The 14,043-nt window shown below is 66.4% G+C and carries 10 protein-coding genes; 9 read left to right on the top strand and 1 reads right to left on the bottom strand.

All coding sequences use genetic code 11. The annotated features are described in order from the left end of the window. Positions 1–75 precede the first annotated feature (75 nt). Together FHT98_RS20070 and FHT98_RS20065 are read left to right on the top strand one after the other, a co-directional pair. A complete protein-coding gene (locus FHT98_RS20070) occupies positions 76–1,671 on the top strand; it encodes a peptide ABC transporter substrate-binding protein (RefSeq protein ID WP_142115057.1) in 1,596 nt (531 codons plus the stop codon). A 279-nt stretch (positions 1,672–1,950) separates the two neighbouring features. Next, positions 1,951–2,808, top strand: coding sequence for a D-amino-acid transaminase (locus FHT98_RS20065; RefSeq protein WP_142115056.1), 858 nt, complete (start codon positions 1,951–1,953; stop codon positions 2,806–2,808). 121 nt (positions 2,809–2,929) lie between these two features. Here the strand turns inward: FHT98_RS20065 and guaD are convergent, their stop codons facing one another. Beyond that, entirely contained in the window at positions 2,930–4,255 is a 1,326-nt protein-coding gene (gene guaD / locus FHT98_RS20060; RefSeq protein ID WP_142115055.1) for a guanine deaminase, read from the bottom strand. 117 nt (positions 4,256–4,372) lie between these two features. Here guaD and xdhA point away from each other — a divergent pair, with 117 nt between their 5' ends. The 7 genes from xdhA to FHT98_RS20025 all read left to right on the top strand — a co-directional run bounded on the left by xdhA (position 4,373) and on the right by FHT98_RS20025 (position 13,883). Next, positions 4,373–5,863 (top strand): xanthine dehydrogenase small subunit, encoded by a 1,491-nt coding sequence (xdhA, locus tag FHT98_RS20055; protein ID WP_142115054.1) that lies wholly within the window; start codon positions 4,373–4,375, stop codon positions 5,861–5,863. Continuing rightward, positions 5,856–8,198: a xanthine dehydrogenase molybdopterin binding subunit gene (gene xdhB / locus FHT98_RS20050; protein WP_142115053.1), complete on the top strand. Its 2,343-nt coding sequence runs from the start codon at positions 5,856–5,858 to the stop codon at positions 8,196–8,198. The genes xdhA and xdhB overlap by 8 nt, the downstream gene beginning before the upstream one ends. A gap of 226 nt (positions 8,199–8,424) precedes the next feature. Continuing rightward, positions 8,425–9,267, top strand: a complete 843-nt coding sequence (xdhC, locus tag FHT98_RS20045; RefSeq protein WP_142115052.1) for a xanthine dehydrogenase accessory protein XdhC — start codon at positions 8,425–8,427, stop codon at positions 9,265–9,267. Continuing rightward, complete coding sequence (locus FHT98_RS20040; protein WP_142115051.1) at positions 9,251–10,795, top strand: ABC transporter ATP-binding protein; 1,545 nt, start codon at positions 9,251–9,253, stop codon at positions 10,793–10,795. Before xdhC ends, FHT98_RS20040 begins: the two co-directional genes overlap by 17 nt. After that, entirely contained in the window at positions 10,788–11,852 is a 1,065-nt protein-coding gene (locus FHT98_RS20035) for an ABC transporter permease (RefSeq protein WP_142115050.1), read from the top strand. Before FHT98_RS20040 ends, FHT98_RS20035 begins: the two co-directional genes overlap by 8 nt. Further along, positions 11,849–12,772: an ABC transporter permease gene (locus tag FHT98_RS20030; RefSeq protein WP_142115049.1), complete on the top strand. Its 924-nt coding sequence runs from the start codon at positions 11,849–11,851 to the stop codon at positions 12,770–12,772. Before FHT98_RS20035 ends, FHT98_RS20030 begins: the two co-directional genes overlap by 4 nt. A 31-nt stretch (positions 12,773–12,803) precedes the next feature. Beyond that, complete coding sequence (locus FHT98_RS20025) at positions 12,804–13,883, top strand: BMP family ABC transporter substrate-binding protein (RefSeq protein ID WP_082617050.1); 1,080 nt, start codon at positions 12,804–12,806, stop codon at positions 13,881–13,883. Positions 13,884–14,043: the final 160 nt, after the last annotated feature.

Raw genomic sequence — 14,043 nt, 5'->3', positions numbered from 1 at the left:
ACTCAATTCGACAGGGTCTACTCCCCCTGAAGTCGGGCATCGCTCGCAACGACGCCCGGCTTGAGGGAGGTTGCCATGCTCGACGTCACGCGCCGCCATGCCCCTTTGGCCTTCGCCGCCATCCTGGCCGCGACACGCGCCGCCGCCCAGGGCCGCATCGTCTTCCACCGCGGCAATGACGGCGATCCCGAGACGCTCGATCCGCACAAGACCTCCACCGTCGCCGAAGCGCATCTGCTGCGGGACCTGCGCGAGGGCCTCGTGATCCACAATATGATGGGCGAGGTCGTACCCGGCGTCGCCGAAAGCTGGACAATGAGTCCGGACGGCAAGAGCTGGCGCTTCAAGCTGCGCGGCAACGCGAAATGGTCGAACGGTGACCCGGTCAGGGCCTCGGATTTCGTCTATTCCTTCAGGCGTATCGTCAATCCGGAAACCGGCGCGAAATACGCCAACCTGCTCTTCCCGATCCGCAATGCCCAGGCGATCCACAAGGCCGCTGCCGGCTCCTCGCTGGAAACGCTCGGCGTCACCGCTCCAGACGAGAGCACGCTGGAGATCGCACTGGAGCAGCCGACGCCCTATCTGCTCGAGCTCCTGACCCATCAGAGCGCCCTGCCCGTGCACCCGCCCAGCGTGGGCAGGGCGGCGCAGGAGCCCGAGCGGCCGGAGAACTGGATCACCAACGGCCCCTATATGCTCAGGGAGCTGGCGCCGAACTCGCATATCCGGCTCGACCGCAACCCGCATTTCCACGCTGCCGCCGAGGTCAAGATCGATACCGTGATCTTCTATCCGGCGTCCGACCTCGCGGCGGCGGTGCGGCGCTTCCAGGCCGGCGAACTGCATCTCACCACGGACATCCCGGCCGACCAGTTCAAAAGCCTGAAGGAAAAGCTCGGCGATCAGGTCCGGATCGGCCCCTATCTCGCGACCTACTTCCTGATCATCAACAGCGCCAAGCCGCCCTTCGACGACGAGCGCGTCAGGCGGGCACTGTCTTTGCAGATCGACCGGGAATTCATCGCCGACCGGATCTGGGGCGGCACGATGCTGCCGGCCTATGGCGTGATACCCCCGCATATCGGCAATTACGGCGAGCGGGCCGAGCTGGATTTCCGCTACGCTTCTGGGCTCGAACGCGAGGACGAGGCCAAGCGCCTGCTCGCCTCGGCCGGCTTCGGCAGCATACCGCTTCAGGTCGAGTTCCGCTTCAACACCACCGACAACAACCGCCACACGGCCGAGGCGATCGCGGAGCAATGGCGGGCGATCGGCGTCGAGACGCGCTTCGTCCAGACCGATTTCCGCACGCATTTCGCCTATCTGCGCGATGGCGGCGATTTCGACGTCGCCCGCTACGGCTGGATCGGCGACTATTCCGACCCGCAGAATTTCCTGTTCCTGTTCGAGAGCGACAATGCCGGCTTCAACATCGGCAAATACAGCAATCCGCAATTCGACGCGTTGATGAAGCTCGCAACCGAGGAACTCGACATCGCCCGGCGCGCCGCGATCCTGCGCGAGGCCGACAGCATCGTCATCCGCGACGAACCGTGGATTCCGGTGCTGCACTACTCGACCAAGAACCTGGTCTCGCCAAAGCTCGCAGGTTTCGAGCAGAACCTGCGCGGCGCGATTCCGACGCGCTTCCTGAGCTTGAAGGCTTAGGCTTTCGCTGGGTCTTCCTCCGAAGTCATCCCGGACCGAGCGAAGCGAATATCCGGGATCCATGCCTGAACCTTTATCGGAAAGCCTCCGGCATGGATCCCGGGTCTCCCTCCGGTCGCCCGGGATGACCCGCGTGTTTTCACTGAAAACGATCGGGTCGGTTGAACAGCCGGCCCTGCATCAGACGCCGGGCCGTTTCCACGCCTTGAGGCTCGCAACCGGCGCCAAGCTTCGCTAGGAAGGGCGGGCGTTCCCTTCCAATCCAGCGAGTCCGCATCGATGAGCCGCATCGTCTACGTCAATGGCGCCTATCTTCCCGAGGAAGAGGCCAAGATCTCCGTTTTCGACCGCGGCTTCATCTTCGGCGACGGCATCTACGAGGTTTCGGCCGTGATCGGCGGCAAGCTCGTCGATTGCGAGGCGCATCTCGCCCGGCTCGAGCGCTCCTGCGGCGAAATTCGCCTCGGCCTGCCCTGGTCGAAGGCCGAGCTCGTTGCGATCCATCAAGAGCTGATCAAGCGCAACAATCTCGACGAGGGCGGCATCTACCTGCAGGTCTCGCGCGGCGCCTCCGATCGCGACTTCCCCTTCCCGAAGGATGTCCAGCCGACCTTGGTAATGTTCACCCAGGCCCGCAACTTCGTGAACGCACCGACGGCGAAGACGGGCATCAAGGTCGTCTCGACGCCGGACCTGCGCTGGGCGCGCCGCGACATCAAGAGCGTCAACCTGCTCGCTCCGGTGCTCGCCAAGCAGTTCGCGCTCGAAAGCGGCGCCCAGGAGGCCTGGCTCATCGAAGACGGCGTGGTGACCGAGGGCGCCTCCTCCACCGCCTGGATCGTCAAGGGCAAGACGCTGATCTCGCGCCCGCTCTCCAACAAGGTGCTGCCGGGCATCACCCGCAAGGCGGTGCTGGCCTATCTCGCGGAATCCGGCTTCACCTTCGAGGAGCGCGAATTCACGCTGGAAGAGGCGCTCGACGCCGAGGAGGCCTTCATCACCTCCGCGACCAGCCTCGTCATGCCGGTAACCACGATCGACGGCCACACGATCCATAACGGCGCCCCCGGCCCGACGGCGCTGCGCCTGCGCGAGATCTATATCGACTACGCCCGCAAGGGCGGCGTGCTGGGCTGAGGCATCGGGCCCGTTCAACGGCGTCATGCTCGCCCTTGTGGCGAGCATCTACGTCTTGGATAGCGCCTTCGATAGGCGAAGGCGTGGATGGTCGGGACAAGCCCGACCATGACGGTCGGCGCTAGGCACCGCCCGAGAATGACGAGCCCGCAGCCAATTCCCCCATCACATAGGTCGCGGCGACATTGCGCTCGTCGCCGAGCGTGACGAGCACGAAGAGCTCCTCCGCCAGATCGCGCACCGTCTCCATGCGGTGCGCCATCGCTCGCGTCGCGCCCGTATCGAGCACGACCACATCCGCCTCGCGGCCGGGTTCGAAGCTGCCGATCAGGTGATCGAGGCCGAGTGCCACCGCATTGCCGCGCGTGATCGCATGCAGGGCGCCCAAAGCCGACAGGCTTTGCCCTTGAAGCTGCAGCACCTTGTAGGCCTCGGTCATGGTCCTGAGCATCGAATAGGAGGTGCCCCCGCCGATATCGGTCGCGACCGCGACCTTGACGCCGCGCTGCCTTGCATGGGCCCAGTCGAACAAACCTGAACCGAGGAAGAGGTTCGAGGTCGGGCAGAAAACCGCGACGGCGCCGGTCTCGGCGAAGGCCTGCCATTCATTGTGGGTCATGTGGATGCAATGGCCCATCAGGCTTTTCGCACCGAGCAGGCCATAACGCCGGTAGATATCCGCATAGTCCGCAGCTTCCGGATAAAGCTCGCGGGCAAAGGCAATCTCGGCTCGGTTCTCATCGATATGGGTCTGGACATGACAGTCGGGATGCTCGGCCGCCAGCCTCCCCGCCGCCGCCAGTTGCTCCGGCGTCGAGGTGATCGCGAAACGCGGGGTGATCGCATAAAGCTGGCGGCTCTTGCCGTGCCAGCGCGCGATCAGCGCCTTGGAATCGCGATAGCTGCTCTCGGCCGTATCGGTCAGCGCTTCCGGCGCGTTGCGGTCCATCATCACCTTGCCCGCGATCATGCGGGTGTTGCGGCGCTGCGATTCCGTGAAGAAGGCCTCGGCCGATTGCGGATGGACCGAGCAATAGACAGCCGCCGTGGTCGTGCCGCTGGCCAGCAATTCGTCGAGGAAGAAGCGCGAGAGCTTCTCGGCATGGCCCTGCTGAGCGAGCTTCTGCTCCTCGACGAAGGTGTATTTGTTCAGCCACTCCATCAATTGCGCGCCGTAGGAGGCGACGACCTGCGTCTGCGGCATGTGGATATGGGCGTCGATGAAGCCCGGCATGATCAGATGCGGGCGGTGGTCGACGATATCGGCATCGGCCGGCAGCGTCCGCAGCAGTTCGCGCGCCTCGCCTGCCGCCTGGACCAGCCCGCTCTCGATGACGAGCAGCCCGTCCTCGACATAGCGATGCGCGGCCTCGCCCGCGGTCTCCGGATCGTCGACGAACCAGAGCAGGCGGCCGCGCAAGGCGCGCAATCGGGTGGAGGTGGTCACGTCGGGCGGCTCCGGCACAATTCCACATCACATCTGCACCAAATCGAAGCTTCCGGCCAAGGCCGGATCATGCCTAATCTGCGGGCATGATTTGGCTTTGCGAGTGGAGCGAGAGGGATGCGTGAGAGCTTGCGCTTCCTGCTCGGCGACAGACTGGTCGAGATCGACCACTGCGATCCCACTTTGACGGTGCTCGACTGGCTGCGCCTCGACCGGCGCATGACCGGCACCAAGGAAGGCTGTGCCGAGGGCGATTGCGGCGCCTGTACCGTCGTCGTCGGGCGACTGGATCGCGGGCGGCTGCGCTACGAGGCGATCAATGCCTGCATCCGCTTCCTGCCGACGCTGGACGGCTGCCAGCTTCTCACCGTCGAGCATCTGAAAGGCGCCGACGGCAGCCTGCACCCGGTCCAGCAGGCGATGGTCGAGTGCCATGGCTCGCAATGCGGCTTCTGCACACCGGGCTTCGTGATGTCGCTGCTGGCGCTGAGGCTCAACGAGGCAGAGCCCAGCATCGGCCGCATCGAGGATGCGCTGGCCGGGAACCTCTGCCGCTGCACCGGCTACGAGCCGATCATCACCGCCGGCCACCGCATGGACGAGATCGCGCCGCGCGAGGCGGATCGGTTCCTGCTGGAGCGCGAGGCCGTCGCGACCCGCCTCGCGCTCCTGAACGATGCCGAGACGCTGGCTCTGCAGGGCGATGGCGGACGCTTCTATGCACCCGCGACCATCGACGCGCTGGCCGATCTCGTCGCGGCGCATCCGCAGGCGACTCTGGTCGCCGGCGCGACCGATGTCGGGCTCTGGGTCACCAAGGCGATGAAGCGGCTCGATCCGGTGATCTCTCTCGGCCGGATCGAGGCGCTGCGCGCGATCACTGACGAAGGCAGCCATCTGCGCTTCGGTGCGATGGCTGGTCATATCGACGTTCGAGCAGCGCTCACCGCACTCTCGCCGCAGCTCGACGAATTGATGCGGCGCTTCGGCGGCGAGCAGGTGCGCAATGCCGGCACGATCGGCGGCAACATCGCCAACGGCTCGCCGATCGGAGACCTGCCGCCAGCCCTGATCGCGCTCGACGCGACGCTGGTGCTGGCGCGGCGCTCCGAGGCCGGGATCGAACGCCGCAGCATCCCGCTCGAAAGCTTCTTCATCGACTATCGCAAGCAGGACCGGCGCCCCGGCGAGTTCGTCGAGTCCGTGCTGGTACCGAAGCTGGCCGATGGCATGCTGTTCCATGCCTCGAAGGTCTCGAAGCGCTTCGACGAGGATATCTCGGCCGTCTGCGGCGCCTTCCGGCTGACGCTCGGCAGCGATGGGCAGATCAGCGAGGCACGCCTCGCCTATGGCGGCATGGCCGGCATCCCGAAGCGGGCGAAGGCGGCCGAAGCTGCGCTCATTGGCCAGCACTGGAACGAGGGTGCCGTCACCGCCGCCATAGCAGCGCTGCCGCAGGATTTCTCGCCACTCGACGACATGCGCGCCTCGGCGCATTATCGGCTGACGATCGCCGGCAATCTGCTGCGTCGCTTCCTGATCGAGACGACGCAAGCGCAGACGCCAACGCGGGTCGCCGGCCTGCTGGCGGAGGCCACCCATGGCTGACGCGCGCCGCAAACTCGATATCGGACTGGAGAGCGGCCCGGTCGGCAGCTCCCGCATCCACGATTCCGCGCCCAAGCATGTCGCGGGCGAAGCGCTCTATATCGACGACATCGCCGCCCCCGAGGGACTGCTTCACGCTTATCTCGGCACGAGCAGCATCGCGCATGGCAAGCTGATTTCGCTCGATCTCGCAGCGGTCCGCGCCGCACCGGGCGTCGCTGCCGTGCTGACGGCAGCGGATATCCCCGGCGCCAACGACATCTCCTCGACGCATCTCCATGACGAGCCAGTCTTCGCGACCGATGCCATCCTGTTCCACGGCCAGCCGCTATTTGCGGTGATCGCCGAAACACGCGAGCAGGCGCGCCATGCCGCAACGCTGGCGAAGGCGGATTATGCCGAGGAGGCGCCGCTGATCGACATCGCCGCCGCCCGCGAGGCCGGCGGCAAGCTGGTCACCGCACCGCTCAAGCTGGAGCGCGGCGACGTCGCGGCCGCCCTGTCCGCGAGCCCGCGCCGGTTGAAGGGCGCGATGACGATCGGCGGTCAGGAGCATTTCTACCTCGAAAGCCAGATCGCGCTCGCCATCCCCGGCGAGGACGAGGATATGGCCGTGCTGGTCTCGACCCAGCATCCGAGCGAGGTCCAGCATATGGTCTCCGCCGTGCTCGGCGTCGGCTCGCATGCGGTGACCGTCGAGGTCAGGCGGATGGGCGGCGGCTTTGGCGGCAAGGAGACGCAGGCCAATCTCTTTGCCTGCGTGGCGGCCATCGCGGCCCGCAAGCTGAAGCGGCCGGTCAAGCTCAGGCCCGACCGCGACGACGACATGGCGATCACCGGCAAGCGCCACGACTTCGTCTGCGATTACGAGATCGGCTTCGACGACGAAGGCCGCATCCATGCGCTCGATGCCGTCTATGCGGCACGCTGCGGCTGGAATGCCGATCTCTCGGGACCGGTGACGGACCGCGCCCTGTTCCACATGGACAACTGCTATTTCTACCCGGCGGTGCGCGCCCGCTCGGAGCCGCTCTTCACCAATACCTGCTCGAACACCGCCTTCCGCGGCTTCGGCGGGCCGCAAGGCATGGTCGGGGCCGAACGCTTCATCGAGGAGGTCGCCTTCGCGACCGGGCTCGACCCGCTGGAGGTGCGCCGGCGCAATCTCTATGGCGGCGCCGGACGCGACGTCACGCCCTACCACCAGACGGTCGAGGACAATATTGCGGCGGATGTCATCGCCGAGCTGGAGCGGCGCTGCGACTACCAGGCCCGCAAGGCCGCGATCCGCGAGGCCAACAAGACCAGCCCGATTATCAAACGCGGCATCGCATTGACGCCGGTGAAGTTCGGCATCTCCTTCACCGCGACCTGGTTCAACCAGGCCGGGGCGCTGGTGCATGTCTATACCGACGGCACGGTCGCGCTGAACCATGGCGGCACCGAGATGGGGCAAGGGCTCTATATCAAGGTGGCGCAGGTGGTGGCACACGCTTTCGGCATCGGGCTCGACCAGATCAAGATCACGGCTACGACCACCGGCAAGGTGCCGAATACCTCGGCCACCGCCGCCTCCTCCGGTTCCGATCTCAACGGCATGGCAGCGCTCGATGCCTGCGAGACGATCAAGAAGCGGCTGACGGAGTTCGCTGGGAAGCATTGGCAGGCCGAAGCAGAAGACATCGCCTTCCTGCCGGGTCGCGTGAAGGTCGGCGCCCGCGAGATCGCCTTCAAGGAGCTGATCGCCGCCGCCTATATGGCCCGCGTCCAGCTCTCGGCCACGGGCTTCTACGCGACGCCGAAAATCCACTGGGATCGCAAGGCCGGGCGCGGCCACCCGTTCTATTATTTCGCCTATGGCGCGGCGGCGGCCGAGGTCGCGATCGATACGCTGACCGGCGAATACAAGGTCGAACGTGTCGATATCCTGCATGATTGCGGACAGTCGCTGAACCCGGCGATCGACAAGGGCCAGATCGAGGGCGGCTTCGTGCAGGGCATGGGCTGGCTGACGACTGAGGAACTGGACTGGGACAGGAAGGGGCGGCTCTGGACCCACGCCCCCTCGACCTACAAGATCCCCGTGGCTTCCGACCGGCCGCGCATGTTCAACGTGCATCTGCTGGAGAATGCGCCGAACCGCGAGCCGACGATCCACCGTTCCAAGGCCGTCGGTGAGCCGCCCTTGATGCTGGCGATCTCGGTGCTGCACGCGCTGTCTGATGCGGTCGCGAGCGTCGGGGGCTACCGGGTTTGCCCGCGCCTCGACGCGCCGGCGACCCCGGAGCGCGTGCTGGATGCGGTCGAGCGTGTCAGGGCGGAGGCTGAGCGATGACAAGGCTTCGCCACACCCTTCACCGAGAAAAGCGCGGGGAACCCTCTCCCATAGGGAGAGGGCAGGGTGAGGGGTCGGCCCTCCGACGCTTTGGCTGTGCCCTCCCCGCAGCGTCCCCGCAAACCCTCCGCTTTACTGGTCTATGGGCCGACACCTCACCCCTACCCCTCTCCTTACAGGAGAGGGGTTCCCCACGCCTTTCAGGACAGGGCGGCGGGAGAAAACCATGAGCCTCTCGACCTTCCTCGCCGCCCATCAGCGCGACGGCATCGTCCTCGTCCGCATCGAAGCCGCAGAAGGCTCGACGCCGCGCGAAGCAGGCGCCTGCATGGCGGTCAGCCCCGGCGCTATCGCGGGAACCATCGGCGGCGGGCAGCTCGAATTCCACTGCATCGACCTCGCCCGGCACATGCTGAGCGAAAGCGCCGAGGATCAGTTGCTCGACATTCCGCTCGGGCCGCAGATGGGGCAGTGTTGCGGCGGGCGAGTGCGCGTGTCGCTGCGCCATGCCGGCGCAACCGAGATCGCCCTGTTCGGCGCCCGCGAGAAGGCGGAAGCCGCGTCGCGGCCACCGGTCCTGATCTTCGGAGCCGGTCATACCGGCCGTGCGCTCGCTCACGCACTGGCGCCCCTACCCTTATCGGTCTCGCTGATCGACGACCGCGACGATGTCATGAGCGGGCTGCCCACCGCCGTCACCTGCATCCGCATGGCCGATCCCGTCGATGCGGTCGCGAGCGCGCCGGCCAAGGCCGCTTTCGTCGTACTCTCGCATAGTCACGCGCTCGACTACCGGCTGGCGGAGGCGGCACTGGCGCGCGGCGATGCGGCTTATGTCGGCATGATCGGCTCGGCCACCAAGCGCGCCCGCTTCGAATCCGGTTTTATGCGCGCAGGCGGCCGGCGCGCGGCGCTCGACCGCCTCACCTGCCCGATCGGCGGTTCGGATGTGGACGACAAGCGCCCGGAGGTGATCGCGGCCTTGACGGCGGCCGAGCTGGTGCGTTGCTTGCTTGGCCGCTCGGAGCCGGCGAAAGGGAGACGGTCGCGACATGAATCAGCCGCGTGAGCAGGAGGTGCCGCCGCGGCTGGCGCTCGCCCATATCTCGAAGAGCTTTCCCGGGGTCAAAGCCAATGAGGACATCAGCCTGAGCGTCCAGCCCGGCGAAATCCACGCCCTGCTCGGCGAAAATGGGGCCGGCAAGTCGACCCTGGTCAAGATCATCTACGGCGTCCAGCAGGCCGACGAAGGCACGATCTCCTGGAACGGCTCGTCGGTCGCGATCTCCTCACCCAAAGCCGCACGCAAGCTCGGCATCGGCATGGTCTTCCAGCATTTCTCGCTATTCGACGCGATGACGGTGATCGAGAACATCGCGCTCGGGCTTGACGAGGCGGTCGATCGCGACGAGCTGAAGCAGCGCGTCGCCGCCATCCTGCAATCCTATTCGCTACCGCTCGATCCGGAGCGCGAGGTGCATACGCTCTCGGTCGGCGAGCGCCAGCGCATCGAGATCGTGCGCTGCCTGCTGCAGAAGCCGAAGCTGCTGATCATGGACGAGCCGACCTCGGTGCTGACGCCGCAGGAGGTCGAGCGCCTGTTCGCGACGCTGCGCCAGATCGCGACTGAGGGCTGCTCGATCCTCTACATCTCGCACAAGCTGCACGAGATCAAAGCACTGTGCGACAGCGCCACCATTCTGCGCGGCGGGCGCGTCGTCGCGACCTGCGACCCCAAGGTCGAGACGACCAAGCGCATGGCCGAGCTGATGATCGGCGCGGAACTGCGCAAGATCGAGCACGGCAAGGCGGCTGGCTCCGGCGCCGTCCGGCTGGAGGTCAAAGGACTGTCGCTGCCGGGTGAGCCCCCCTTCGGCACGGATCTGGAGAGCGTTTCCTTCGAAGCCCGGGCCGGCGAGATTCTTGGGATCGCCGGTGTCGCCGGCAATGGACAGGCGGAGTTGCTGACCGCCCTCTCGGGCGAGCAACTCGCGGCCGGCTCGGAGGCAATCAAACTCGACGGCAAATCCGTTGGTCTTGAGGGCGCAGGCGCCCGCCGGGCGCTCGGCCTCGCCTGCGTGCCCGAGGAGCGCAACGGCCACGCTGCCGTGCCGGATTTCTCGCTCGCCGATAACGGGATCCTCACGGCGCGTCACCGGCTCCCGCTGGCGCCGCACGGCTTCATCAGCCGCAGCAGCGTGAAACGCTTTGCAGATGGCGTCATCAAGCTCTTCGACGTCCGGACCACTGGCAACGCCGCGCTCGCCCGCTCGCTCTCGGGCGGCAACCTGCAGAAATTCATCATGGGTCGCGAAATCGGCCAGCAGCCGGCCGTTCTTGTCGTCTCACAGCCGACCTGGGGCGTCGATGCGGGTGCTGCCGCCGCGATCCGACAGGAACTCGTCGACCTAGCGGCCAAGGGCTCGGCCGTGGTGGTGATCTCGCAGGATCTCGACGAATTGCTGGAGCTCGCCGACCGGCTCTGCGTCATCAACGAAGGTCGGCTCTTTGTGCCGCGCCCGGTCGCGAGCCTCGGCATCGACGAGATCGGCCTGATGATGGGCGGCGTCCATGGCGCGGAGGCAGCCCATGCTTGAATGGCGCCGCCGCCGCGAGCCCAGCCTGCTGATGCTGGGCCTGAGCCCAGTGATCGCGATCGGGCTCACCATGCTCATCGGCATGATCGTCTTCACCGCCATGGGCTATGACGGCTTCCACGCGGTCGGCAGCATCTTCCTGACCCCCTTCCTGGAGCCGCAACGCTGGGGCGATATCGGGGTCAAGGGCGCGCCGCTCGTCATGATCGCACTCGGGCTCGCCATCGGCTTCCGAGCCAATGTCTGGAATATCGGCGCCGAGGGGCAATACGTCATGGGCGCCATCGCCGGCACCGGCGTCGCCCTCCTGACCTATGACATGACGGGATGGTGGATCCTGCCAGCCATGGTGCTCGCCGGCATTCTCGGTGGCATGGCCTGGGCCGCGATCCCGGCTTTCCTGCGCGTCAAGCTGCAGGTCAGCGAGATCCTGACCAGCCTGATGCTGACCTATGTCGCGGTGCAGTTGCTATACTTCCTCGTGCGCGGGCCGTGGAAGGACCCGGGCGGCTTCAATTTCCCGCAGACGCGGATGTTCACCGCCGATCAGACGCTGCCGACAGTGCTGGAAGGAACGCTGGTCCATCTCGGCATCCCGGCCGCGCTGGTGCTCGCGATCATCGCCTGGCTATTGATGGAGAAGACGACGGCAGGCTACGCGATCAAGGTCGTCGGCCTGGCGCCCGCAGCCGCACGTCATGGCGGTTTCAGCGCGGCGCGCACGACCTGGGCGACCATGCTGATCAGCGGCGCGCTCGCCGGCCTCGCCGGGCTGTTCGAGGCGGCCGGTCCGTTCGGGCAGCTCACGCCGCAATTCCCGGTCGGCTACGGCTTCACCGCGATCATCGTCGCCTTCCTCGGACGACTGAACCCGCTCGGCATCGTCTTCGGCGGCATCGTGCTGGCGGGAACCTATGTCGGCGGCGAGATCGCGCAATCGACGGTGAGGCTGCCGCAGGCCGCGACCGGCCTGTTCCAGGCAACGCTGCTGTTCATGCTGCTGGCAACCGACGTGCTCGTGCGTTGGCGTATCGGTTTCAAGCGGAGGGCGGCATGACCTCCGCCATGTTCATCTCCATCCTGATGACGCTGATCGCGGCTTCGACGCCGCTGCTGCTCGCATCGCTCGGCGAGCTCGTCGCAGAGAAGGCCGGCGTGCTCAATCTCGGCGTCGAGGGCATGATGCTGTGCGGCGCGGTCGCGGGCTTCGCCGTCGCCTTTTCGACCGGCAGCACCGGCATCGGGCTGGTCGCGGCGGCTTTCGCAGGCGTCGCGGCCTCGATGGTCTTCGCCGTGCTCGCGCTCTCGCTGATGGCCAACCAGGTCGCGACCGGGTTGGCGCTGACGATCTTTGGCATCGGCGCCTCCTCGCTGATCGGCGCGGGCTTCGTCGGGCGCACCGTGACGCGGCTTCAGCCGGTGTTTCCGGAAGTGCTGTCGGAACATCCGCTGCTGCGGGTGATCTTCGGACACGACATCCTCGTCTATCTCTCGCTTGCGCTCGTTGCAGCCGTGAGCTGGTTCCTGCGCCGGACGCGGCCGGGCCTGATCCTGCGCGCCGTCGGCGAGAACGACGCCTCGGCCCATGCGATCGGCTATCCCGTGATCGCCATCCGCTACGGCGCCATCGCCTTCGGTGGCGCCTTGGCAGGTCTCGGCGGCGCCTATTTCTCGCTGGCGCTGACGCCGATGTGGGCGGACCGGCTGACGGCCGGCCGCGGCTGGATCGCACTTGCGCTCGTCGTCTTCTCGGCCTGGAAACCGGGGCGGCTCCTGCTCGGCGCCTACCTCTTCGGCGCCGTCATGACGCTCGAATTGCAGGCCAAGGCGGCCGGCGTCAGCTGGCTCGCGCCCGAGGTTCTGGCGATGGCCCCCTACCTTGCGACGATTGCGGTTCTGACCATGATGTCGCTAGGACGAAAGACCGGCCGGCTCGACGCGCCCGCCTGCCTCGGCAAACCCTTCTCGGCGTCCTGACGCCGCAACCGACAACGGGGAGTTTTAGGACATGACTAGCATCATCACCCGCCGCAAGCTGACATTCGGCGCCGCCGCCGCCTCGACCCTGCCGCTGCTCGGCCGCGGCGCCTCGGCGCAGGCCCCGCTCGGCGTCGGCTTCATCTATGTCGGCCCGATCGGCGACCACGGCTATACCTGGACGCATGACCAGGGCCGACTGGCGCTGGAGAAGGAATACGGCGCCAAGATCAAGACCAGCTTCATCGAGAACGTCGCCGAGGGTCCGGACGCCGCCCGCGCGCTGCGCCAGCTCGCCCAGGCCGGCAACCAGCTGATCTTCGCGACCTCCTTCGGCTTCATGAACCCGACGATCCAGGTCGCCAAGCAATTCCCGAAGATCAAGTTCGAGCATGCCACCGGCTATATGCGCGCCGAGAACGTCGCGACCTACGATGCGCGCTTCTACGAGGGCCGCGCCGTGATCGGCACCATCGCCGGACACATGTCGAAGACCGGACAGGCCGGCTACGTCGCCTCCTTCCCGATCCCGGAAGTCGTGATGGGCATCAACGCCTTCCATCTCGCCGCCCGCAAGGTGAACCCGAACTTCAAGACCAAGGTCGTCTGGTGCTCGACCTGGTACGACCCGGCCAAGGAGGCCGACGCCGCCAAGGCGCTGATCGACCAGGGCGCCGACATGATCACCCAGCACACCGATTCCGCCGCCCCGCTCCAGGCGGCCGAGCAGCGCGGCGTCTTCGCCTTCGGCCAGGCCTCCGACATGAAGTCCTTCGCGCCCAAGGCCCATCTTTCGGCCATCGTCGACGACTGGTCGGGCTACTACATCAAGCGCGTCAAGGAGGTCATGGACGGCAATTGGAAGAGCGGCGCGGTCTGGGGCGGCATCAAGGACGGCTTCGTCAAGCTCGCGCCGTATAACGATGCGATCACGCCGGCCGCCCGCGCCGCCGCCGACGAGGTCACCAAGGCCATCGTCGCCGGCACGCTTCATCCGTTCACCGGCGAGCTCAAGGACCAGAAGGGTGAAGTCCGCCTGAAGGCCGGCGAGAAGGCCAGCGACGAGATGCTTTCGAAGATGGATTGGTATGTCGACGGCATCCAGGCCTGACGATGAATTCTCGCTGCGGCGGGCTGCTCGCGCCGCCGCAGCGATTCGCAGGCTCCACCCGCCTGACGCTCCGTCAATCCACCCCGTCAACCTGTTTTCGTTCTCAACTGGGCCGTTATCGGCCTGAAACCGATGGAACGAAGGCGTTTCCTGTGCGTAT

Source organism: Allobosea sp. AK1 (assembly GCF_006714945.1).
GTDB classification, from domain to species: domain Bacteria; phylum Pseudomonadota; class Alphaproteobacteria; order Rhizobiales; family Beijerinckiaceae; genus Allobosea; species Allobosea robiniae.
This window is presented reverse-complemented; position numbering and strand designations above follow the sequence as displayed.

What these genes read in the sequence shown, in the direction of transcription:
- FHT98_RS20030 (WP_142115049.1), top strand. Translation starts at nt 11,849, where the DNA reads ATGACCTCCGCCATGTTCATCTCCATCCTGATGACGCTGATCGCGGCT.
- xdhA (WP_142115054.1), top strand. Translation starts at nt 4,373, where the DNA reads ATGCGTGAGAGCTTGCGCTTCCTGCTCGGCGACAGACTGGTCGAGATC.
- FHT98_RS20040 (WP_142115051.1), top strand. Translation starts at nt 9,251, where the DNA reads ATGAATCAGCCGCGTGAGCAGGAGGTGCCGCCGCGGCTGGCGCTCGCC.
- FHT98_RS20035 (WP_142115050.1), top strand. Translation starts at nt 10,788, where the DNA reads ATGCTTGAATGGCGCCGCCGCCGCGAGCCCAGCCTGCTGATGCTGGGC.
- xdhB (WP_142115053.1), top strand. Translation starts at nt 5,856, where the DNA reads ATGGCTGACGCGCGCCGCAAACTCGATATCGGACTGGAGAGCGGCCCG.
- FHT98_RS20025 (WP_082617050.1), top strand. Translation starts at nt 12,804, where the DNA reads ATGACTAGCATCATCACCCGCCGCAAGCTGACATTCGGCGCCGCCGCC.
- xdhC (WP_142115052.1), top strand. Translation starts at nt 8,425, where the DNA reads ATGAGCCTCTCGACCTTCCTCGCCGCCCATCAGCGCGACGGCATCGTC.
- FHT98_RS20070 (WP_142115057.1), top strand. Translation starts at nt 76, where the DNA reads ATGCTCGACGTCACGCGCCGCCATGCCCCTTTGGCCTTCGCCGCCATC.
- FHT98_RS20065 (WP_142115056.1), top strand. Translation starts at nt 1,951, where the DNA reads ATGAGCCGCATCGTCTACGTCAATGGCGCCTATCTTCCCGAGGAAGAG.